Source organism: Corynebacterium sp. (genome assembly GCF_030535495.1).
GTDB lineage: Bacteria > Actinomycetota > Actinomycetes > Mycobacteriales > Mycobacteriaceae > Corynebacterium.
Map to the genome: position 1 here is coordinate 1 of NZ_JAUNRW010000036.1, position 19,950 is coordinate 19,950.

The 19,950-nt window shown below is 67.5% G+C and carries 21 protein-coding genes and 4 tRNA genes; 8 read left to right on the plus strand and 17 right to left on the minus strand.

Annotated features, from left to right (window positions below; all coding sequences use genetic code 11):
- On the plus strand, positions 1 to 1,323 hold a 1,323-nt coding region (locus Q4F73_RS06235; protein ID WP_303358498.1), incomplete at its 5' end, for a PTS transporter subunit EIIC.
- Between the two features lie 293 nt (positions 1,324 to 1,616).
- Positions 1,617 to 2,831 carry an RtcB family protein gene (locus Q4F73_RS06240; RefSeq protein ID WP_303358499.1) on the plus strand — a complete coding sequence of 405 codons (1,215 nt, stop codon included), beginning with the start codon at positions 1,617 to 1,619 and terminating at the stop codon, positions 2,829 to 2,831.
- 58 nt (positions 2,832 to 2,889) lie between these two features.
- Here Q4F73_RS06240 and rplA read toward each other — a convergent pair whose 3' ends face one another.
- The 9 genes from rplA to Q4F73_RS06285 all read right to left on the minus strand — a co-directional run bounded on the left by rplA (position 2,890) and on the right by Q4F73_RS06285 (position 7,687).
- Positions 2,890 to 3,600: a 50S ribosomal protein L1 gene (rplA, locus tag Q4F73_RS06245; protein WP_303358500.1), complete on the minus strand. Its 711-nt coding sequence runs from the start codon at positions 3,598 to 3,600 to the stop codon at positions 2,890 to 2,892.
- Between the two features lie 82 nt (positions 3,601 to 3,682).
- Positions 3,683 to 4,120, minus strand: coding sequence for a 50S ribosomal protein L11 (rplK, locus tag Q4F73_RS06250; protein ID WP_303358501.1), 438 nt, complete (start codon positions 4,118 to 4,120; stop codon positions 3,683 to 3,685).
- Between the two features lie 205 nt (positions 4,121 to 4,325).
- Complete coding sequence (gene nusG, locus Q4F73_RS06255; RefSeq protein ID WP_303358502.1) at positions 4,326 to 5,324, minus strand: transcription termination/antitermination protein NusG; 999 nt, start codon at positions 5,322 to 5,324, stop codon at positions 4,326 to 4,328.
- A gap of 126 nt (positions 5,325 to 5,450) precedes the next feature.
- Positions 5,451 to 5,774 (minus strand): preprotein translocase subunit SecE, encoded by a 324-nt coding sequence (secE, locus tag Q4F73_RS06260; RefSeq protein ID WP_303358503.1) that lies wholly within the window; start codon positions 5,772 to 5,774, stop codon positions 5,451 to 5,453.
- A gap of 116 nt (positions 5,775 to 5,890) precedes the next feature.
- Positions 5,891 to 5,966 (minus strand) — tRNA-Trp (locus tag Q4F73_RS06265).
- 80 nt (positions 5,967 to 6,046) lie between these two features.
- A tRNA-Met gene (locus tag Q4F73_RS06270) sits at positions 6,047 to 6,118 on the minus strand.
- A gap of 65 nt (positions 6,119 to 6,183) precedes the next feature.
- Positions 6,184 to 6,256 (minus strand) — tRNA-Thr (locus Q4F73_RS06275).
- Between the two features lie 255 nt (positions 6,257 to 6,511).
- A tRNA-Tyr gene (locus Q4F73_RS06280) sits at positions 6,512 to 6,596 on the minus strand.
- A 74-nt stretch (positions 6,597 to 6,670) separates the two neighbouring features.
- On the minus strand, positions 6,671 to 7,687 hold the full coding sequence (locus Q4F73_RS06285) for a polyprenyl synthetase family protein (RefSeq protein WP_303358504.1): 1,017 nt from the start codon (positions 7,685 to 7,687) through the stop codon (positions 6,671 to 6,673).
- 101 nt (positions 7,688 to 7,788) lie between these two features.
- Here Q4F73_RS06285 and Q4F73_RS06290 point away from each other — a divergent pair, with 101 nt between their 5' ends.
- A complete protein-coding gene (locus Q4F73_RS06290; RefSeq protein ID WP_303358505.1) occupies positions 7,789 to 9,018 on the plus strand; it encodes a geranylgeranyl reductase family protein in 1,230 nt (409 codons plus the stop codon).
- Here Q4F73_RS06290 and Q4F73_RS06295 read toward each other — a convergent pair.
- Genes Q4F73_RS06295 through Q4F73_RS06325 form a run of 7 tightly spaced genes read right to left on the minus strand, consistent with a single transcriptional unit; the run spans position 9,005 to position 15,088 of the window.
- The gene (locus Q4F73_RS06295; RefSeq protein WP_303358506.1) at positions 9,005 to 9,694 is read right to left on the minus strand and encodes a demethylmenaquinone methyltransferase; all 690 of its coding nucleotides are present in this window, start codon (positions 9,692 to 9,694) and stop codon (positions 9,005 to 9,007) included. The two genes, Q4F73_RS06290 and Q4F73_RS06295, sit on opposite strands and share 14 nt — an antisense overlap.
- Before the next feature lie 25 nt (positions 9,695 to 9,719).
- Complete coding sequence (locus Q4F73_RS06300; RefSeq protein WP_303358507.1) at positions 9,720 to 10,919, minus strand: glycosyltransferase family 1 protein; 1,200 nt, start codon at positions 10,917 to 10,919, stop codon at positions 9,720 to 9,722.
- A 41-nt stretch (positions 10,920 to 10,960) separates the two neighbouring features.
- Positions 10,961 to 11,410, minus strand: coding sequence for a DUF3592 domain-containing protein (locus tag Q4F73_RS06305; RefSeq protein ID WP_303358508.1), 450 nt, complete (start codon positions 11,408 to 11,410; stop codon positions 10,961 to 10,963).
- Entirely contained in the window at positions 11,407 to 13,011 is a 1,605-nt protein-coding gene (gene menD / locus Q4F73_RS06310; RefSeq protein ID WP_303358509.1) for a 2-succinyl-5-enolpyruvyl-6-hydroxy-3-cyclohexene-1-carboxylic-acid synthase, read from the minus strand. Before menD ends, Q4F73_RS06305 begins: the two co-directional genes overlap by 4 nt.
- A 10-nt stretch (positions 13,012 to 13,021) precedes the next feature.
- Positions 13,022 to 13,483 (minus strand): hypothetical protein, encoded by a 462-nt coding sequence (locus tag Q4F73_RS06315; RefSeq protein ID WP_303358510.1) that lies wholly within the window; start codon positions 13,481 to 13,483, stop codon positions 13,022 to 13,024.
- A 10-nt stretch (positions 13,484 to 13,493) separates the two neighbouring features.
- Positions 13,494 to 14,492: an o-succinylbenzoate synthase gene (locus Q4F73_RS06320; protein ID WP_303358511.1), complete on the minus strand. Its 999-nt coding sequence runs from the start codon at positions 14,490 to 14,492 to the stop codon at positions 13,494 to 13,496.
- Between the two features lie 5 nt (positions 14,493 to 14,497).
- Positions 14,498 to 15,088 carry a Type 1 glutamine amidotransferase-like domain-containing protein gene (locus tag Q4F73_RS06325; RefSeq protein WP_303358512.1) on the minus strand — a complete coding sequence of 197 codons (591 nt, stop codon included), beginning with the start codon at positions 15,086 to 15,088 and terminating at the stop codon, positions 14,498 to 14,500.
- A gap of 35 nt (positions 15,089 to 15,123) precedes the next feature.
- Here Q4F73_RS06325 and Q4F73_RS06330 point away from each other — a divergent pair, with 35 nt between their 5' ends.
- Genes Q4F73_RS06330 through Q4F73_RS06340 form a run of 3 tightly spaced genes read left to right on the plus strand, consistent with a single transcriptional unit; the run spans position 15,124 to position 16,902 of the window.
- Positions 15,124 to 15,417: a 4a-hydroxytetrahydrobiopterin dehydratase gene (locus tag Q4F73_RS06330; RefSeq protein ID WP_303358513.1), complete on the plus strand. Its 294-nt coding sequence runs from the start codon at positions 15,124 to 15,126 to the stop codon at positions 15,415 to 15,417.
- Positions 15,418 to 15,427: 10 nt separating this feature from the next.
- Positions 15,428 to 16,369 carry a 1,4-dihydroxy-2-naphthoyl-CoA synthase gene (locus Q4F73_RS06335; RefSeq protein WP_303358514.1) on the plus strand — a complete coding sequence of 314 codons (942 nt, stop codon included), beginning with the start codon at positions 15,428 to 15,430 and terminating at the stop codon, positions 16,367 to 16,369.
- Positions 16,369 to 16,902, plus strand: a complete 534-nt coding sequence (locus Q4F73_RS06340; protein WP_303358515.1) for a uridine kinase — start codon at positions 16,369 to 16,371, stop codon at positions 16,900 to 16,902. Before Q4F73_RS06335 ends, Q4F73_RS06340 begins: the two co-directional genes overlap by 1 nt.
- On the opposite strand, the gene Q4F73_RS06345 is transcribed toward Q4F73_RS06340, so the two are convergent.
- On the minus strand, positions 16,887 to 17,609 hold the full coding sequence (locus Q4F73_RS06345; RefSeq protein ID WP_303358516.1) for a DUF6226 family protein: 723 nt from the start codon (positions 17,607 to 17,609) through the stop codon (positions 16,887 to 16,889). The two genes, Q4F73_RS06340 and Q4F73_RS06345, sit on opposite strands and share 16 nt — an antisense overlap.
- Positions 17,610 to 17,694: 85 nt before the next feature.
- On the opposite strand from Q4F73_RS06345, the gene menE reads away from it, so the two are divergent.
- Positions 17,695 to 18,762: an o-succinylbenzoate--CoA ligase gene (menE, locus tag Q4F73_RS06350; RefSeq protein ID WP_303358518.1), complete on the plus strand. Its 1,068-nt coding sequence runs from the start codon at positions 17,695 to 17,697 to the stop codon at positions 18,760 to 18,762.
- A gap of 293 nt (positions 18,763 to 19,055) precedes the next feature.
- A complete protein-coding gene (locus tag Q4F73_RS06355) occupies positions 19,056 to 19,775 on the plus strand; it encodes an Abi family protein (protein ID WP_303358517.1) in 720 nt (239 codons plus the stop codon).
- The last annotated feature ends 175 nt before the right edge of the window (positions 19,776 to 19,950 follow it).

Consider the following 19,950-nt stretch of genomic DNA (forward strand, 5'->3'; position numbering starts at 1 on the left):
GACCTCGACGGCGTCATCGACGTGGTCAAGGCCGGCGGGCAGTACCAGGTGGTCATCGGCCCCGAGGTCGAGAACGTCTACAACGCCATCGAGGCGCAGCTCGGCCCCACCGACGACGCCCCCGCGGAGGTCCGGGAGAAGCCGACCACCGCGGTCGGCTGGATCAAGTACGGGTTCTCCGAGCTCATCGGCGTGATCACCGGATCGATGATCCCCATCATCGGTCTGCTGGCCGCCTCCGGCATCATCAAGGGAATTCTCTCCCTGCTGCTGACCTTCGACGTCATCACGGATGACTCCAACACGTACCAGATCATCAACGCGATGTCGGATGCGGTGTTCTTCTTCCTGCCGATCTTCGTCGGCTACACGGCCGCGAAACGCCTGGGGGCCGACCCGATCATCGTCGCCATCATCGGCGGTGTGCTCACCTACCCGACCTTGGTGGAGATGTCGCAGAGCGGGGCCGACAACTCCATCCTCGGTATGCCGCTCAACTCCGACTTCTTCGGCATCCCCTTCCACGTGGCCAGCTACAGCTACTCGATCTTCCCCATCATCGTCGCCGCCTGGGTGGCCTCCATCGTGGAGCCCTGGCTGAAGAAGGTGATCCCGGCGATCCTGCGCATGATCTTCGTGCCGCTGTTCGAGGTCATCATCGTCTCGGTGGTTATTCTCCTGGTCCTGGGTCCGATCGTCATGTTCGTCTCCACCGGCATCGCCAATGTCATCCAGGGGCTCTACGACCTCTCCCCGACGATTTCCGGCGCGGTCATCGGCGCGTTCTACCAGTCGCTGGTCATCTTCGGTCTGCACTGGGCGGTCATCCCGCTCGTCGCGCAGGACATCGCCGCCTCCGGCAACTCCTACCTCAACGCGATCATCTCCTCCACGATGGTCGCCCAGGGTGGCGCGGTGCTGGCGGTGTTCGTCAAGACGAAGCTGGACAAGATCAAGGCGCTGTCGGGCCCGGCCGCCATCTCCGCGTTCTGTGGCATCACCGAGCCCGCCATGTACGGCGTCAACCTCAAGTACGGCCGCGTGTTCATCATGGCCTCCATCGGTGGCTTCGTCGGTGGCCTGCTCACCGGCCTGTTCAACGTCAACATGTGGGGCTTCACCGGCTCGCTCATCGGCTTCACCTCCTTCGTCAACCCGGAGGGCCTGGACTTCAGCTTCTGGGGCTTCCTCATCGCCTCCGCTGCGGCGCTGGGCACCGCCTTCGTGCTCACCTGGTTCTTCGGCTTCAAGGACTCCGATGTGGACGCCGAACGCACCGTGAAGAAGGTCCGCCTCGGCCGCCGCGATCCGGTGGCCAAGTAACCAGGCCCTTGACGCGAACGCCCCGGGGCGTTTAAGGTCCGTGATGGCCACAGACGCCCCCCAACCGCCGAAAGGAGACACGCACATGCGACAGCTACAGCACAAGCAGTTCATGACGTGTCCCGTCGGCGATGCGTCCAGCCTCAGCTAGTTTTCTCCAGGCTGCGCCGCGACGGGACACGTCATCCGGCTCTGACCATGTCAGGGCGGACACGTTCCCTTCCGGCGCGGCCTTTGTCGTGCGCGCCCGTGGTGTCCGCCCTGTTCCACCCAACAGGATAAGGAGGGAGCACATGTCTCCCCGCAGGCGCCGCTCGGCGCCGCCCACGCGTCACCTCACCACCCGCACCCCGAACGTGGAGTGCTTCGCCAGCCACATCGAGCAGGGCACACTCGACCAGGCCCACGAGCTGGCCGGCCTGCCGTTCATCCACCCGCACGTCGCCCTCATGCCCGACGCCCACGTCGGTATGGGCTCGGCGGTGGGCACGGTCTTCGGCACGGTCGACGCCGTCATCCCGGCGGCCGTCGGCGTGGACATCGGCTGCGGCATGATCGGTGTCCGCACCGCGTTCACCGCCGCCGACCTTCAGGGACGCGACCTCACGGCACTGCGTGACCGGATCGAGGACACCATCCCGCTCTCCCCCGGCAACTACAACGACTGGGCCCTGGCCGGCACCACCGCCGACACCCGCACCCGGGAACTGGCTGCCCTGGCCGAGGAGACCGGCGTGGATCTCACCCACTCCCGGAAGTGGCGGCAGCAGCTGGGGTCCCTCGGCGGCGGCAACCACTTCATCGAGCTCTGCCTCGATGAGGACGACACCGTGTGGATGTTTCTTCACTCCGGCTCCCGCGGCGTGGGCAACAAGATCGCCCAGAAGCACATCCGGGCGGCCCAGGAACACTGCGCGAAGCACTGGATCCCGCTGCCGAACGCGGACCTGGCCTACCTCGTCGCCGGCACGCCCGAGTTCGACTCCTACCTCACCGACCTGGCGTGGGCACAGCGCTTCGCCTGGCTCAACCGGGAGGAGATGATGGACCGCTTCCGCGACGCACTGGCCTGGTTCCTCGACGCCGAGGTGGCAGAGCTCGAGCGCATCAACTGCCACCACAACTACACCGTGCAGGAGGAGCACTACGGCCAGACGGTGTGGGTGACCCGCAAGGGAGCGGTCCGCGCCGCACCCGGCGACGCCGCCCTCATCCCCGGTTCCATGGGCACCGCCTCCTACGTGGTGGAGGGGCGCGGCTACCCGCCGTCGCTGAACTCCGCACCCCACGGAGCCGGGCGACGCCTGTCCCGCACGCAGGCGCGGGCGGAGTACACCGCCGCGGACCTGCAGGCGCGGATGGAGGGCATCGTCTACCGCCCGGGCGAGGCCTGGGTGGATGAGATCCCCGACGCCTACAAGGACATCGACCAGGTCATGGTCGACGCCGAGAAGCTGGTGACGGTCCGCCACCGCCTGCGCCAGGTGCTCAACGTCAAGGGCACCTGACGCAGACGACGCCCCGTGCATGTGTCACATGCACGGGGCGTCGGAGAAGCAGCGAGGTTTAGGCCTCAGCTGCGTAGTTCTTCTGCACCGAGGAGGTCACCGGGACGCCCGGGCCGTTGGTGGAGGAGAGGGTGATCTTCTTCAGGTAGATGCCCTTGGCGGACGCCGGCTTGAGACGCAGCAGCTCGTCGAGCAGAGCGCCGTAGTTCTCGGCCAGTGCCTTCTCGTCGAAGGAGGCCTTGCCGATGGCGGCGTGCAGGTTGGAGGCCTTGTCCACGCGGAAGGAGATCTTGCCGCCCTTGACGTCGGCGACAGCCTTGGCGACGTCGGTGGTGACGGTGCCGGTCTTCGGGTTCGGCATGAGACCACGCGGGCCCAGGACGCGGGCGACGCGGCCGACCTTGGCCATCTGGTCCGGGGTGGCGATGGCGACATCGAAGTCGATGGTGCCGGAGTTGATCTGCTCGATCAGCTCATCGGTACCGACGACGTCGGCGCCGGCCTCCTCGGCCTCGGTGGCCTTCTCGCCGGCGGCGAAGACGGCGACGCGGACGGTCTTACCGGTGCCGTGCGGCAGGGAGACGGTGCCGCGGACCAGCTGGTCGGCCTTGCGGGGATCGACACCCAGGCGGATGGCGACGTCGACGGTGGCGTCGAAGTTCTGGGAGGAGGTCTCCTTGACCAGCTTCGCTGCCTCGAGGGGAGCGTACTCGCGGCCCTTGTCGATCTTCTCTGCGGCGGCCTTGTATGCCTTGGACTTCTTGCTCATGTGTGCAATTCCTTATGCGGATTGTGTGGTCAGCGGGCCGAAGCTGGCCCTGCCACGGGATGTTTCTTGGGGGGGTGAGGGATTAACCCTCGACCTCGATGCCCATGGAGCGGGCGGTGCCGGCGATGATCTTCGCGGCAGCGTCCAGATCGCGGGCGTTGAGGTCCTTCTGCTTGGTCTCGGCGATCTCACGGCACTGCGCCATGGTGACCTTGCCCACCTTCTGGGTGTGCGGGACGCCGGAGCCCTTCTGCAGACCAGCGGCCTTGAGCAGCAGCTTGGCGGCCGGCGGGGTCTTGAGGATGAAGTCGAAGCTGCGATCCTCGTAGACGGTGATCTCGACCGGGATCACGTTGCCGCGCTGGGACTCGGTGGCGGCGTTGTAGGCCTTGCAGAACTCCATGATGTTGACACCATGGGCACCGAGGGCGGGGCCGACCGGCGGAGCCGGGTTAGCGGCGCCAGCCTCGATCTGCAGCTTGATCAGGCCGGTGACCTTCTTCTTCTTCTTGGGAGCCATCGAATTACCTCGTTCCTGGGTACCGGTGGCCCGCCACGATGATGACGGCCACCGTCCGGATGCCGGGCCCCGCTGCCAGCTCTGCTGGGTCTTCGCGTATCCCGGCCACCGGGGATGAATGCTTGAATACGCGCGTGGGTACACGCGCGATGGTCAAGCCTACGGCACGAGGTGGGCGCCGCCCAAATCCCGGAGCAGCAGGATACTAGGAGATCTTCTCGATCTGATCCGCGGTGAGCTCCACCGGGGTCTCGCGGCCGAAGATGGACACGAGCGCCTGGATCTTGCCGGTGACCGGGTCGATCTCGGAGATCGTCGCAGACACCGAGGCCAGCGCACCGGTGAGGATGGTGACGGCCTCGCCGACCTCGAAGTCGATGGCGACCGTCGGCTTCGCCTGCTCCTCCGGCATGGCGACGACCTTCTCACCCTCGGCGTTCACGGCAGCGGCCTCGCCCTCGACAGTGGCCTCCTTCGGCATGAGGAACTTGGCGACGTCGCGGTGCTTGACCACCGTGGCGTTGCCCTCGTTACCCACGAAGCTGGTGACACCCGGGGTATCGCGCACGACGGACCAGGCCTTGTCGTTCATCTCCATGCGGACCAGGACATAGCCCGGCAGCAGCTTGCGCTTGACCATCTTGCGCTTGCCGTCCTTGATCTCGATGACCTGCTCGATCGGGACGACGACGTCGTAGATGTACTCCTCGACCTCGAGGGTCTGGGCACGCATGTCGAGGTTGGTCTTCACCTTGTTCTCGTAGCCCGAGTAGCACTGGATGATGTACCAGTCACCGGGGAGCTTCTTCAGCTCGGAGACGTAACGACGCAGGCGACGGCGGTACTCCGCCTCCGAGTCCTCCTCCGTGGTGTCGCCGAGAGCGGCGGCCGCGGCGGCCAGCTCGTCGCGCTCTTCCGGCTGTGCCTCGTCGTCCACTGCCTCTTCGTCGACTGCCTCCGTGGACTCAGCAGCTTCCGGGGCCCCTACGGTCTCCGCATCAATCGAGACCACGGCATCCTCGTCACCCTCTGCGGTGTCGTCTACAGCGTCCGCGGGCTCGACGATGTCCTCCTCGGTGGTCGGCGCGACGGCCGGCTCAGTGGCCAGGGTCTCGTCGACGTTCGAGGAGTCGTCGCCGAGGATCTGCTCGGCGGCGCTGACGTCGGTGGTCTCGTTGTCGACGTTGGTGGTCTCGTCATTCATGTGGCTGCTCCAGACGGGAAGGGTTCGTGGTGGGTGTCAGGCCAGTCTAGCGCCCGGCACCCAATGAATAATCCCGCCGACCCTTCGCGGGTCCGGCGGGAAAAAATCTGTTGCAGCTCACTCTACCTAAGGAGTGAGAACCTCTTCAACTCCGAGGCCCACAAGAAAGTCCACACCCGAGACCAGTGCGGTGACGATGATGAGGAACGCGAACACCACGAGGGAGTAGATGACCATCTGGCGCGCGGTCGGCCAGATGACCTTGCGCATCTCGGAGACGACCTCCGGGATGAAGTTGGCGGGACCCCCGCCCGGCTTCTCGTCTTCCGGGGACGGCTTGGCGACACGCTTCGCCTCGTACGAGGAGGCCGACGTGGTACCGGCACCGGTCAGCTGCCGCTTACCCGTCGGACGGGCGGCACCGGGCTGGTTGGGCTGTTGATCGGTCACAGCACTCCTCGTGAAAATCTTCAGTCGTGGGTCGAACTCCGACGAGCTTAGCAGAGGTCTACTCCACCAAGCAGAACGGGCCGGTCCTGAGGATTAACCTCACGACCGGCCCGCAGTGGCAGGGGCGACAGGACTCGAACCTGCAACCTACGGTTTTGGAGACCGTTGCTCTACCAATTGAGCTACGCCCCTTGGTGTGCTGCTGAAACAGCACGGTTCACCCTACCAGACCGGAAACCCCTGACGGTACTTCCTGTCGGCTGGCGCACCGGTAGCGATGGCGAGAATTGAACTCGCGACACAGCGATTATGAGTCGCTTGCTCTACCACTGAGCTACACCGCCTGGCGACTGTTTCACACTCTCCCAGCCACCGACGGTAACCAGCAACCGAGGGAGAAAAGAAACAGAGCCCCCTATCAGAATCGAACTGATGACCTTTTCCTTACCATGGAAACGCTCTGCCGACTGAGCTAAGGGGGCACAGCCTCTAGTAGCTTTGGCCTTGATTTCTCTTGGCCGCTCCGTTGAAGCCTTGTAAAGATTAACCCGATGTCTCATACTTACACAAATCGCCAGTTCACGGCACATTTTGAGGCCCTTGAACATGGCCGTGAAAGGCGTAGGTGGAGGCGTTTAAAGTGGGGTCGCAGAGGCATGCTTGACAGGTACCCAGGACGGGACAACGTCGTCGGGGAAAAGCGAAAACCCATCCGGTTCTCCGGATGGGTTTCGTCGTGGTGCCAGGTAGAAGATTCGAACTTCTGAAGGCAATGCCGGCGGATTTACAGTCCGCTCCCTTTGGCCGCTCGGGCAACCTGGCGAGCACCGTGGTGCGCTACACACTTTACTATGACGCACCGACAAAACAGCAAATCGGCAGGTCAACCAGGAAAACTATCCGACGCGACGAATGGTGTAGCTGGTCAGCAGGCGCAGGGCGTCGGTCGCCGCGCACTCGGGAAGGCGCGCGATCTGGGTTTCCACGTCGGCGAGGTAGCGGTGGACGTCGGCGAGCGACTTCTCCCGCCCCTGGGAGCGGCTCAGCAGCTCCAGGGCCTGCTCGACATCGGCGTCCTCCGTCAGCGGTCCGGTGAGCAGCGCCCGCAGCTCGTCGCCCACCTCACCCGGCTCCTGCAGCGCATGCAGAACCGGCAGGGTGAACACACCTTCGCGCAGATCGGTGCCCGGGGTCTTCCCCGACTGCTCATGGGCGGAGAAGATGTCGATGATGTCATCGACGATCTGAAAGATCATGCCCACCGCCATGCCGATCTTGTGCAGCGCATCGGTGTGCTCCTCGGAGGCGCCGGCGTGATAGGCGCCGAGGTAGCCGGAGGAGGCGATGAGCACGCCCGTCTTCTCGGAGATGACATCGAGGTAGTGCTCGATCGGATCACGCTCGCCCGCCCCGATGGTCTCCCGCATCTGGCCGGTGACCAGGTCCTGGAAAGTGGTGGCGAAATGACCCACGGTGTGGGTGTCCAGTTCACTCATGAGCCGGGAGGCGTGGGCGAAGAGGATGTCCCCGGCGAGAATCGCCACGGAGTTGTCCCAGCGGGCGTTGGCGGAGGCGACCCCGCGGCGCAGTTCGGCCTCATCCATGACATCGTCGTGGTACAGCGTGGCCAGGTGGACGGTCTCCAGGGCAGCAGCCGCCGTGACCACCTCGGGGGATCCGGCGCGGGGCCCGTATTCGGAGGCCAGCAGCGCCATCATCGGACGGAATCGCTTGCCCCCGGCGGTGAGCAGATGGGTCACCTTGTCGACGAGGAAGTCCTCGCCCTTCGCCAGTTCCTCGCGCAGCAGGACCTCGACCGCGGCCATTCCGGTCGCGATGCGCTCATTGAGCTCGGCGTCTCCCAGGTCCACGTGCCCTGCCGGGCTGGGCTGGTAGGTAGTGCCGTGGGTCATGTCGGAATGTCCTTGCAACGGTGAAAGAAGATGAAGATGATCGGGTTCAACCGTAGTCCACAATTGCCACTCGCCGTAGTCAGGGTGCCACAATGGGGCGCATGAGAGTGGTGGATGTCCTTGTTGTCGGTGCCGGTCCCGCGGGCGCGGCCGCCGCGATCCATGCCGCGGATGCCGGGTACGAGGTCCTGCTTATCGACGCCGCCACCTTCCCCCGCGACAAGACCTGCGGCGACGGGCTTACTCCCCGCGCCATCCGCAGCCTGGCCCGCCTGGGTCTGGCGGACGAGGTGACCGCGGACTACCGCAACCGGGGCCTGAAGCTGCGCGGTTTCGGCGGGTCGGTCACCGCCGCCTGGCCGGACGGTCATTTCGGCACCGTCGGCTCCGCGATGACACGCACCGAGTTCGATCACCTGTTGGTCCGCGCCGCGGTCGAGCGAGGTGCGACTCTCTGGGAGGACGCCACCGCCACAGCCCACGTCGACGGGGTGGTCAGTGTGCGGCACGGGGAGATCGACGAAGAGGTTCACCCCCGCTGGATCCTCGTCGCCGACGGCGTGCGCTCGACCTTCGGCAAGCTGCTGGGTCGCCGGTGGCACCGGGGTGAGGTCTACGGCATCGCGGCGCGCTCCTACTGCACCTCGCCGTTGTCGACGGAGCCGTGGATGCACTCGGATGTGGAGCTGGTCGACGACACCGGCACCGTCCAGCCCGGCTACGGCTGGATCTTTCCGCTGGGTGACGGCCGCGTGAACCTCGGTGTCGGCGCCCTGTCCACCGATACCCGACCGGCCAAGGTCAACACCAAGAAGCTGCTCACCCAGTACGCCGACCAGAAGCGCTCCCAGTGGCAGCTGGGGCCGGCGCAGGACATCGCCTCGGCGATGTTGCCGATGGGTGGTGCGGTGTCTGATGTCGCCGGCCCGAACTGGATGCTCATCGGCGACGCCGCCGCCCTGGTCAACCCCCTCAACGGCGAGGGCATCGACTACGGTCTGGAGTCCGCCGAGCTGGCGGTGGGCCTGCTGCAGGAAGGCCGCGACCTCACCCTGCTGTGGCCGCATGTACTGCGGGAGACCTACGGCGAGGCATTCCTGCTGGCCCGCACGGCGGCTCGTCTGCTCACCTATCCGAAGTTCCTGCCGTTGGTCGGCCCCCTGGGCCTGCGCGGCCCGGTCGGGGCGATGATCATGCCGGCCGCGGCCCGCCTGATGGGCAATCTGGTCACCGACGAGGACCGTGACCTCATTGCCCGCGCCTGGCGCCTGGCCGGCGGAGCGGTGTCGACGGTGCGCCGCGACACCCCCCTGTGGTCTACAACGGCTTAGTCGCCGAATGCAGGGCCACGATGCCGAGTGAGAGATTCTGCCAGCCGGCGTTCTCCCACCCGTTGGCGTTGATCACCCGCGCCAGGCCCTCCTGGCCGGGCCAGGCCCGGATGGAGTCGGCCAGGTATTCATAGGCGTCCGGGTTCGAGGAGAACACGCGCGCCACCTGCGGCAGCAGGCGCGTGAGGTACTCCTTGTACACCGTGCCGAAGACAGGCACCACCGGGGTGGAGAACTCCGCGATGGTCAGGCGGCCTCCCGGCCTGGTCACGCGCGCCATCTCCCGCAGGCCCGCCTCATGGTCGTGGATGTTGCGCAGCCCGTAGGAGATGGTCACGGCGTCGAAGGTGTCGTCGGCGAAGGGCAGCTGCATGCCGTCGCCGCAGACCTTCGGCACATCCCGATCACGACCGGCGGCGAGCATCCCCTGGGAGAAGTCGCAGGCCACACACCACGCGCCCGACTTGGCCAACTCGACGGTGGACACGGCCGTGCCGGCGGCCAGGTCGAGGACCTTCTCCCCCGGAGTAAGGTCGAGCCGCTCCCGGGTGCGACGCCGCCAGCGGGCGTCCTGCCCGAAGGAGAGGATGGTGTTGGTCAGGTCGTACTTCTCCCCGACGGCATCGAACATCGACGCCACGTCGAAGGGTTTCTTGTCCAGGTCTGCCTTAGCCACCCGTTCAGTCTAGGTCAGCGTCACCTCAGGCGACGCGCGCCCCCAACGCCTTCGCCGCCCACAGCGGCAGTTCCGGTCGGGGACCGAAGAAGGTGAGCGGGACGCGGCGGGCTTCCTCGATGACCTCCCCGTAGTAGCCGAGCAACTGCTCGCACAGGGCGTCCCACGTCTTGTTCTGCACCGAGGTACGGGCGTTGTCGCGCAGTGCGTCCAGGCGTTCGGGGTGCAACAGCCACTCGGCGGCGACGGGCAGGTCGCGGGTGAACGTGTCGACGTCGAGAAGCAGGCCGTTGTAGCGCTCCTGGATGAGATCGACCGGGCCGCCCGCCCGGGGCCCGATGGTCGGGACACCGGAGGCCTGCGCCTCCTGGATGGCCTGGCAGAAGGTCTCAAATTCGCCCGCGTGCACGAACAGATCGAGGGAGGCGTAGGCGCGGGCCAGCTCTTCACCGCCGAGAGCGCCGGTGAACACGGCCTTCGGCATGAGCGACTCCAGCTCCAGACGGGAGGGGCCGTCACCGACGATGACCAGCTGAATGTCACGGCGACCGTGGAGGGAGACGAGGCGGTGCACGCCCTTCTCCGCGGCCAGGCGGCCGACGAAGCCGACGATCTTCTTCTTGCCGGAGCGGTCCCAGGTCCGGCGCAACGCCGGATCCCGCTTGTCGGGGTGGAAGCGGACGGCGTCCACGCCCCGACCCCAGTGGCGGACGTTGTTGATGCCGTGGCTCTCCAGCTCCTCGATCGTCAGCGAGGACGGGGCCAGGGTCATCTGGCAGATGTTGTGGATGTGGCGCGTCCACTCCCAGGCGGCCGCGGCGAGCGGGGCCAGGTGGTACTTCGTGGCGAATCCGGCCACGTCGGTCTGGTAGAGCGCCACCGCCGGGACCCGCAGCTGGCGGGCCGCGAAGGCACCGGCCGCGCCGAGGACGAAGGGGCTGGCCAGGTGGATGATGTCCGGGTGGAAGTCACGCAGTGCGTCCGTGACGGTCGCGTTGGGCACACCGATGGGCAGTGAGTCGATGAGCGGCATGCGCACGGTGGGCACCCGGACGATCTCGAAACCGAGGTACTCGTGGATTTCCTCCTGGAAATCCCGGGCACCGGGGGCGACGACCATCGCCTCATGCCCCTCGCGGTGCAGGTGTTCGAGCACCCGGAGGACCGAGTTCGTCACACCGTTGACGTTGGGGAGGAAGGACTCGGCGACAATGGCAACACGCATGGGTGACATGATCTCCTCCCTAGGCAACATCGGCCTGATCGTCAGCCCAATTCCGGGCTAACTTTCGGTGAACGGGTCCGGGGGCGCGTCGCGCGCCCCACCGCCCACCACAATACGGCAGCGACAACCGTTGTCACTAGTGCGACGCTGAGGGCCGGGATGATCGAGAGCGTCCACTCACGGCCCTCCACCTTGACCAGATCGGGGTCGGCCTTCGAGTACGTCACCCACACCCGCTGCCCTTCGCCCAGACCCGTCGGGTACAGCAGGCCGGTCGGCGGCGAGTGGTAGATGCCGTCCTCGTCGCGGTAGTCGATGGTCGTGCGCAACCAGCTGGTACCCGTCACGGTCGCCAGGGCCCGGCCGGGATCGGCGTTGATCGCGCGGTCATTGAGCGCCGGGCCAAGGACCATGGACACCACTCCGAGCAGGGCCGCGACATAGAGGAGCAGCACCAGCTGGCGCCCGCGACGCCCGATGCTCTCCCTCACCTGCGCAGCGCCTCGTGCATCGCGCGTCGTGTGGCGCGGGTCGTGCGCGCCTCGATGACGGTGAGGCCGTCGTCGGATTCGCGCAGGGCGTCGAGAAGCTCCCGCAGGTCCGTGACCTCCCGGTGGGCCACGCCGAAACCAGCACACAGTTCGCCGAGCGAGGCCCCGTGCGGCGTGCCCGAGACCCGTTCAAAGCTCTCCCGCAGCCCGGGGGCGCCGATCTCGAGGGTCTCGAAGATGCCGCCCCCGTCGTCGTTGGCCACGACGATGGTGAGATTCTCCGGATGGGTGTCCGCGGGGCCGATGAGCAGGCCCCCGATGTCGTGGAGGAAGGTGACGTCCCCGAGGAGGGCGACGGTCCGCGGGGCGCGCGGCTCATCGGGGTGCGCCGCCTGGGTGGCCAGGGCGATGCCGATGGCCTGGGAGACGGTGCCGTCGATGCCGGCGGCACCGCGCGGGGAATAGGTGTTTACGCCGTCGTAGGGCAGCCCGACGAAACTGGCGTCCCGCACCGGATTGGAGGCCCCGAGCACGAGGGTGTCACCGGTGCCGAGGGTGTCGGAGATCGCCGCCGCGACGTGCAGGCCGGTGAAGCCGTGGGCCGGGTCGGCGATGACCAGGCGCACGGTGTCGGCGGCCAGGTCGGAGGCGGCCCGGCAGATCTCCCGCCACTGTGCCGTGGGTTCGCCGGTGGCCTTGACCGTGGTGCCGCGGCGCGAGTCCGGGCGGGGATCGGTGAAGTCGGCGGTGCGTGAGAGGGTGACCAGCTCGATGTCCGGATCGTTGATCAGCCCCAGCACATCGCGGTGCAGCGTGGGATGCCCGACGACGATGACCTGCTCCGGTTTGGTGTCCACCACATAATCGTTCGCGCTGATCTGGGGTTTGCGGAAGATGGCCGCGGCCAGGGGGTGCACCGGATCGTACGGGGCGGGGGCGGTGGGCTCGGCGATGGTGGGCACATCCTCGAGCCCCTCGACGGCCCAGGCCTCATCGCCGGCGATGACGAGCGTGGGCCGGGTGAGGTCGACCGCCACCTCACCGTGGTCATGCGGGCGCGGCAACGGCGCCCTGCGCAGGGTGCGGCTGGTCGGTGGCGCCGGGAGTTCGGTGCCGACGAGGGGGGCATCAAGCTCCACATTGATGTGCACCTGCAGGCGGGTGGTGAAGGCCTCCGCCACGGCGGGGATGTCCCCGCGGTCGACGACGGAGGTGGTCTCGGCGTAGCGGCCGAAGATCCCGATCTGGTCGATGGTCTGGCTGGCTCCGGTGTCCTGCATGCGGCGGGGTCGATCCGCGCTGATCACCGCCAGTGGGGTGTGCGAATAATGGGCCTCCACCATCGCGGGGAGGCAGTTGGCGACGGCGGTCCCGGAGGTCATGACGACGCCCACATGGCGCTTGTGCACCCGGGCCAGACCAAGCGCGAGGAAGGCGGCGGCGCGTTCGTCGTGACGCACGTGCACCTTGAGATCCGGGCGGGCCAGCAGAGCCAGGCTCAGCGGCGAGTTCCGCGAGCCCGGGCACACCACCACATCCGTGACGTGGCGGGAAAGCTGCTCGACGACGCCCTGCGCCAGTTCCATCGACTCAGTATCCATGCGCCCGAGTCTACTGAGCGGGCTCCGAACCAAGAAGATCGTTGAGCCAGCCCTCGATGTCCACCTCCGGCAGCTCCGAGGGCAACTCCCGGGGCAGCTCGGTGGGTAGCTCGGTGGGCAGGGCGCGCTCCGTGGTCGTCTCGGTGACGGTGAGCGAGGTGGTCTCCGTGACGGTCACCGGCTCGACCGGCCGCTCAGCCTCCGCGGCCGCCCCGCGCCACAGGAAGAACAACACCGCTGCCGCGATGAGGGTCAGACCGAAGAGAATGCCCATGAGCAGCGGTAGCGCCCCTCCACCGCTTCTCGACGCCCGCGGCGCCGGCTCCTCGTACACCGGCGGCTGGTACTGCGGCTGATCGTAGCGCGGCGGCTGGTATCCGGGGTCGTGCTCGCCGGGGAAGTACTGGCGGGGCCGGTCCCCGCCGGTGGGTCCGAGGTAGCGGGTGTCGTCGTTGTCTCCGGGGTTGCTCATGGGCCTCAACCTACACGTGGGGCCACACCCGGCGGACCCGCTCGAACCACCAGTCGCGGCGATCCACAGGGGCCGCCAAGGCACTCACACGGTCCGGGTCAGGATCTAGCGGTTTCACCGACATGTGGCCGTCGATGATCGCGCGCGGGGCGGCGACATCCTCGAGGAAGAGTGACCCCGTGGCCAGTCCCGCGGCAGCGGGCGGGACGTCGAGGCCGTCATCGTCCTCCAGGACCGGCAGCGCGGCGAGCGCGGCCAACCCGGCGTTCATGCCCACGGCCGTATCGAGTGCGGAGGCTACCGTGATGTCCATGTGCCGGGCGCGCAGGTGTGTGGTGAGCTCGAGCACGCGGCTTACCCCGCCGAGGGGGGCGACCTTGAGGACGGCCACATCTGCGGCGCGCAGCTCGGCGACCCGGTAGGGGTCCTCGGAACGCCGGATGGACTCATCGGCCGCCACCCGCACGAACATCCCGGCGCGCATGAGCTCCCCGCGCAGCTGCGCCAGCTCCTCCACGGAGTGGCAGGGCTGCTCCAGGTAGTCCAGGGGGCCCAGTGCCCGGGCGGCCTCCAGAGCCTCCGGCACGGTCCACCCGCGGTTGGCGTCGACTCGCACGACGGCCCCCGGCAGCACCTCGCGCACCGCCTGCACGCGGGCGACATCATCGGCCAGGCTCTGCCCCTTCTCCGCGACCTTGACCTTCACCACCCGGCACCCCGGGTAGCGGGCCAGCACGGCCGCCACCTCGTCGGGGCGCACGGCGGGGACGGTGGCGTTGACCTCGACGTGGGAGCGTCGATAAGCAGGAAAACCCTCGAACGCCGCCTCCAGGCCGGCGCGCAGCCACGCGGCGGACTCGACCGCGCCGTACTCCAGGAAGGGGGCGAACTCGCCCCAGCCCGCGGGGCCGTCGATAAGCAGCGCCTCGCGGGTATCGACACCCCGGAAACGCACCGCCATCGGCAGGGCGACGACATGGGCGCGGTCGAGGACGTCATCGATGTGCATGGGTTCTACAGTAGGCGGACCTCGCCGTCCTCGATGAGCAGGGCCTGGCCGTCGCGCAGCAGGACCAGCGGCCAGCGCTCGCCGAAGAGACGCACCGTGTCGGCGTATTTCTCGATGGGGAAGACCTCACTGCCCTGGGCGTGCGGGACGACGACGAGGTCGGTGAAGCCGAGACCGGTGTAGTCGGTGAGCTCCGGGGTGGTGGCGGGATCGTCGAGGAGGCGGCACGGTTCGATGTCCGGGCCTGCGATGACGGAACCGGCCGAGCAGCCGATGTAGGTCAGCCCGGCGCGGACGTGCCGGGTGAGGATCGCATCGGTGCCGGTGCTCCGCAGGACGTGGAGCAGGTCGAAGGTGTCCCCGCCGGCGACGTAGACGGCGTCGACGTGGCCGAGGATGCGGTCCACCTCCTCCGGCGGGGTGTCGGCCAGGGGGAGCTCGACAAGTTCCAGGCCGCGGGACCGCAGTACCTCGCGTTCGGTCTGCGTCCAGGGGGCGTCGCCGAAGGCGCGGACGGCATCGGGGACGTAGGCGACCGTGCCGGAGACGTGATCGGTGAGGCGCTCGTGCAGAAAGGAGGTCAGCAGCAGTTTCATGGCGCCATCCTAGGTTCGCACACACAATGGGAGCCATGACCGACCCCAAGCAGATCCTCACCTCCGACCAGATCGCCGACGCCGACCTCACCGGGTGGGACAACCGCGGCGAGCACCTGGCGGCCTCCTTCGACACCGGCGACTTCGCCACCGGGCTGCGCCTGGTCAACCTCATCGGCGCCTCTGCCGAGGAGGCTGACCACCACCCGGACATCACGCTGACCTACGGGCAGGTGGACGTCACCCTGTCCAGCCACGACGTCGGCGGGCTGACCATCCGCGATGTGCGCCTGGCCCGGGTGATCACCGAGCACGCGGCGGGCCTTTAAGCTGAGGGGCATGACCTCCAGCTACAGCACCGACAACCCCTTCGACCCCTCCCAGTGGGAGGAGGTCGCGGGTTTCGGGGACCTCACCGACATCACCTACCACCGCCACGTGGGCACCGAGCGCAGGGACGGCATCGTCCGCATCGCCTTCGACCGCCCCGAGGTGCGCAACGCCTTCCGCCCGCACACCGTCGACGAGCTCTACCGCGCGCTCGACCATGCGCGGCGCACCCCCGATGTCGGCGTCATCCTGCTCACCGGCAACGGGCCGAGTGAGAAGGACGGCGGCTGGGCGTTCTGCTCCGGCGGCGACCAGCGCATCCGCGGGCGCTCCGGCTACCGCTACGCCTCCGGGGAGACGGCGGACACCGTCGACGAGGCCCGCACCAAGGTCGAGGGCGGGCGCCTGCACATCCTCGAGGTGCAGCGCCTCATCCGCACCATGCCCAAGGTGGTCATCGCCGTGGTCAACGGCTGGGCCGCCGGCGGCGGGCATTCCCTGCACGTCATCTGCGACATGACCATCGCCTCCCGGCAGGAGGCCCGCTTCAAGCAGACCGACGCCGATGTCGGATCCTTCGACGCCGGCTACGGCTCCGCCTACCTGGCCAAGCAGGTCGGCCAGAAGTTCGCCCGTGAGATCTTCTTCCTCGGCCGCGCCTACTCCGCAGACGACATGCAACGCATGGGGGCGGTCAACATCGTCGCCGACCACGGCCAGCTGGAGGCCGAGGCCATCGACGTCGCCCGGGAGATCAACGGCAAGTCCCCCACCGCCCAGCGCATGCTCAAGTTCGCCTTCAACCTCACCGACGACGGCCTCATGGGCCAGCAGGTCTTCGCCGGCGAGGCCACCCGCCTGGCGTACATGACCGACGAGGCGGTGGAGGGCAAGGAGGCCTTCCTGAACAAGCGCGAGCCCGAGTGGGACCAGTTCCCCTTCTACTACTGATGCTTGACCGCCTGCACCTCCCGCCCCGCGCCGTGCTGGCCATCGACGGCCACGGCGCAGCCGGCAAGACCACCCTGGCCCGGCGGCTGGCCGCCGAGCACGGCGCCGCGTGCGTGGTGGGCACCGATGATCTCGCCTGGCACCACTCCTTCTTCGACTGGGCGCAGCTGCTTATCGACGCCATCCTCCTCCCCTACCGCGCCGGCCACGCGGTGTCCTACCGCCCGCCGGGCTGGGTGCGGATGGGCCGGGCAGGCTCCATCGAGGTCCCCGCGGAGACGGACCTGCTCATCGTCGAGGGCACCGGGGCGGGGCGCCTCGAGGCCGCACCGTACGTCGACGCCCTCGTCTGGGTCGACGTCGACCTGGCTGTCGCCCGCGAACGTGGCCTGGCCCGGGATACCGCCAGCGGCGTCAACGGCACCCGTGCGGAGGCCGAGCGTTTCTGGGACGAGTGGATGGCCGAGGAGATCCCCTTCCTCGACCACCACCGGCCGTGGGAACGGGCGGACCTGGTCTACTCCGGGAGCTGACGGTAACGCCCGTCGGCGGGCCAGTCGTCCGGGAGATCATCGAATCCCGGAGGCGGCCAGGGAGGCAGATCCTGGTGCGCGGCGGAAAACGGGGTCCGCGACTCCCAGTCTGGTGCCCATGACACGCCGTGCACCTCCCGCACGGTCTCCTTAGTCTGCGTACCGCCGGCCCGGAAGGACGTCTCCGTCCACCGCATGCCGTCCTTCCGGATCACGCGGTAGGAGCCGTCCACGACGGAGAAGATGTCCTGGTCCAGGCTCTCGATGATGGCCGCCGAACCCCGGTCACAGGCATCGCACGCGCAGTCCGGGTGATCACTCTCCGCGTGGGCCGGCTCACCGACCAGGACCTCCACCATGGGGGCGCGGCCGTTGTGGAAGATCCACGCCGCGCCCTGCAGGCGCAGCGGCAGGGCCCCGGCGCGGGGCCGCAGGGTGATGCGCCAGTCCTCCTCGTCCATACGCTCCCGGGTGACCTCGGCCCAGCCGCGCTCCTCGAGCACCCGGGCCCAGGCGAGGGCGCGGTCGATGATCATCCGGAACCGCCCCGGGTCGGCGCACGCGCTGTAGTCCTCATCATTCGGTTCATCATCCGGCGCCGGCCAGGAGGGGGGATCCTGGGCGCGGTGGGCGGCCTCGACGGCGTCGAGAAGCATCGTGGCCTGATGTGTCAGCGGGTCGTGGAGGTCCTGCCACCAGCGGGTCATGGAACCCACGCTAGTATCAAGGCCCGTGACCCGTCTGCTGGAACCCCTCGTCGTCGACCCGCGTGATCCCCTCGCTCTGCTTCCGATGCTGGAGGAGGCGATCGCCGGGCAGCGCACCCTGCTGCCGCTGCCCGCCGACGACCTGACCCGGGCCAACCTGCTCCGTAACTCCCAGCAAGCCGGCTGGCCGATCGCGGAGGACATCGCCCTGGTGGTGGCCACCTCCGGTTCGACCGGCACGCCGAAGGGCGCGCAGCTCACTCCGGCCAATCTGGTCTCCAGCGCCGATGCCACACACCGCCACCTCGGCGGGGCCGGCCAGTGGCTGCTGGCCATGCCCGCCCACCACATCGCCGGCCTGCAGGTGCTCATCCGTTCCCTGGTGGCGGGGGTGGATCCACTCGCGCTGGATCTGAGCACCGGGTTCCACACCGCCCGTTTCGCCCGCGCCGCCACGGAGCTGCACGCCACGCGGGACCGCTGCTACACCTCGCTCACCCCGCTGCAGCTGGCGAAGCTCATGGACACCCTCGAGGGCATCGAGGCACTGCGGCTTTTCGACGCCGTCCTCATCGGGGGCGCGGCCCTCAACCCCCAGCTCGCGCAGGCAGCGGCCGACATGCAGATCACGCTGGTGACCACCTACGGCTCCTCGGAGACCGCCGGTGGCTGCGTCTATGACGGCCAGCCGTTACCCGGCGCGCGCGTCCGCGTCGAGGCAGGGCGCATCCACCTCAGCGGGCCCATGATCGCCCACGGCTACCGCAACGCCCCCGGGCACGAGGCCTTCGCCGAGGAGGGCTGGTACGCCACCTCGGACGCCGGGGTCATCGAGGACGGCCGGCTGCGGGTGACCGGGCGGCTCGACGCCATCATCGATTCCGGTGGACTGAAGCTGCAGCCCGAGGTGCTCGAGCAGGCGATGCTGGGGGTGCGCGGGGTCACCGGCGCGTGCGTCGTCGGGATCTCGGATCCGCGGTTGGGCCAGAAGATCGTCGCCGCCTACACCGGACCTGCCACCCCGGGCGAGGTCATCGCGGGCCTCGACCACCTGCCGCGCTGGCAGTTGCCGAAGGAACTGAGGCGCCTGGAGGATTTGCCCCTGGCGGGGCCGGGGAAGGTGGACCGGAGGGGCGTCGAGAAGCTCTTCTAGTTTTTCGCATGAGGGCAAGGCTCCACCCTTGCCCGGCCAGCACGTCCCCCTTTCCCACTGCCATTACACAGATCACTGGTGCTGCCAGCCTCAGCCACGACGGCTAAGCAACGGCCCCCGCACCCGGCTCGCCACGCCCGGACCAGACACACATTTTGTCGTATAACCCTAACCCTAACCCCCCGCACCAAGCACATAGAAAGCAACGACCCCGAGCACTCGGCCCGGGGTCGTGGGGTACGGTGCGTCGATCTACATCGACGCTCGCTGCGTTCAGGATAGCATCAACCTTCGTGAGGACCAAGAGCGAAGTAGACGCCATGCTCGGAGCAGCCCGCTTCGAGACGTACTACGTGGCCGCAGGCAAAGACATAGAGAAGGCAGTACAGCTTTACCGATGGAACACCCGCCTGGCAGGCGCTTTCCACTCCCAACTGTCCTACTTCGAGGTCCTAACTCGAAATGCGATGAACAGCGCCCTCCAAGACTGGAACGATTCGCAATGCGGACACAGAGATTGGTCCCTCGAGCATCAATCAGCGCAACTCTTGTATGACATGTTCAACCGACCCATGGTCCAGGCCAGGAAGTGGGCTCGGAAGGAGTCGAAACGACGGCGCGACGGACACGCCCGCCAGAACGCTCCCCTCAACCACGATGATGTAGTAGCCCAGCTCACTCTTGGCAACTGGTCCAATCTTCTGGGCGAGGCGTTACCGGCCCATCGGCCAAACGCCGAGAGATTATGGAAGGAATGCCTGCACCGAGCATTTCCCAATATCGATCCTGGAGACCAATCGCGAGAAGACATCGGAAAGAAGTTCGAGCGATTGACGCATCTGCGCAACCGGGTGTCACACCAAGAAAACCTCCTGAAGACCAACGTCCGGAGCCGCCTCAATGACATGCTTGCCGTGCTCAAAGCCATCGACGAGAGCTACCCTCACTGGGCCATGGTGGGCAGCCAGGTACGACAGGTGGCAAGGGAAGATCCTCGCAGAAGCTGGGCCTAAGTGGAGTCGTGGCGAAGCTCCTTGTTCCTCATCCCTCTCATTGACGAGGTCTTTTCCGGCGAGCCCCCACACAGCAGGCACTTGTCCCGAATGGCGTTCACAACGTCACGAGGAGCAGTTTTCTAGTCTTCGGAGCGGCTGGCCGCGACAAGCGTCGCCACGTCCTGCTCGGTGT

Coding starts and splice junctions, on each gene's coding strand:
- Q4F73_RS06330 (WP_303358513.1), top strand. CDS start 15,124: ATGACCGACCCCAAGCAGATCCTCACCTCCGACCAGATCGCCGACGCC.
- Q4F73_RS06320 (WP_303358511.1), bottom strand. CDS start 14,492: ATGCACATCGATGACGTCCTCGACCGCGCCCATGTCGTCGCCCTGCCG.
- Q4F73_RS06340 (WP_303358515.1), top strand. CDS start 16,369: ATGCTTGACCGCCTGCACCTCCCGCCCCGCGCCGTGCTGGCCATCGAC.
- Q4F73_RS06345 (WP_303358516.1), bottom strand. CDS start 17,609: ATGACCCGCTGGTGGCAGGACCTCCACGACCCGCTGACACATCAGGCC.
- nusG (WP_303358502.1), bottom strand. CDS start 5,324: ATGAATGACGAGACCACCAACGTCGACAACGAGACCACCGACGTCAGC.
- Q4F73_RS06290 (WP_303358505.1), top strand. CDS start 7,789: ATGAGAGTGGTGGATGTCCTTGTTGTCGGTGCCGGTCCCGCGGGCGCG.
- Q4F73_RS06335 (WP_303358514.1), top strand. CDS start 15,428: ATGACCTCCAGCTACAGCACCGACAACCCCTTCGACCCCTCCCAGTGG.
- rplK (WP_303358501.1), bottom strand. CDS start 4,120: ATGGCTCCCAAGAAGAAGAAGAAGGTCACCGGCCTGATCAAGCTGCAG.
- Q4F73_RS06300 (WP_303358507.1), bottom strand. CDS start 10,919: ATGCGTGTTGCCATTGTCGCCGAGTCCTTCCTCCCCAACGTCAACGGT.
- Q4F73_RS06315 (WP_303358510.1), bottom strand. CDS start 13,483: ATGAGCAACCCCGGAGACAACGACGACACCCGCTACCTCGGACCCACC.
- menD (WP_303358509.1), bottom strand. CDS start 13,011: ATGGATACTGAGTCGATGGAACTGGCGCAGGGCGTCGTCGAGCAGCTT.
- rplA (WP_303358500.1), bottom strand. CDS start 3,600: ATGAGCAAGAAGTCCAAGGCATACAAGGCCGCCGCAGAGAAGATCGAC.
- Q4F73_RS06325 (WP_303358512.1), bottom strand. CDS start 15,088: ATGAAACTGCTGCTGACCTCCTTTCTGCACGAGCGCCTCACCGATCAC.
- Q4F73_RS06240 (WP_303358499.1), top strand. CDS start 1,617: ATGTCTCCCCGCAGGCGCCGCTCGGCGCCGCCCACGCGTCACCTCACC.
- Q4F73_RS06285 (WP_303358504.1), bottom strand. CDS start 7,687: ATGACCCACGGCACTACCTACCAGCCCAGCCCGGCAGGGCACGTGGAC.
- menE (WP_303358518.1), top strand. CDS start 17,695: ATGCTGGAGGAGGCGATCGCCGGGCAGCGCACCCTGCTGCCGCTGCCC.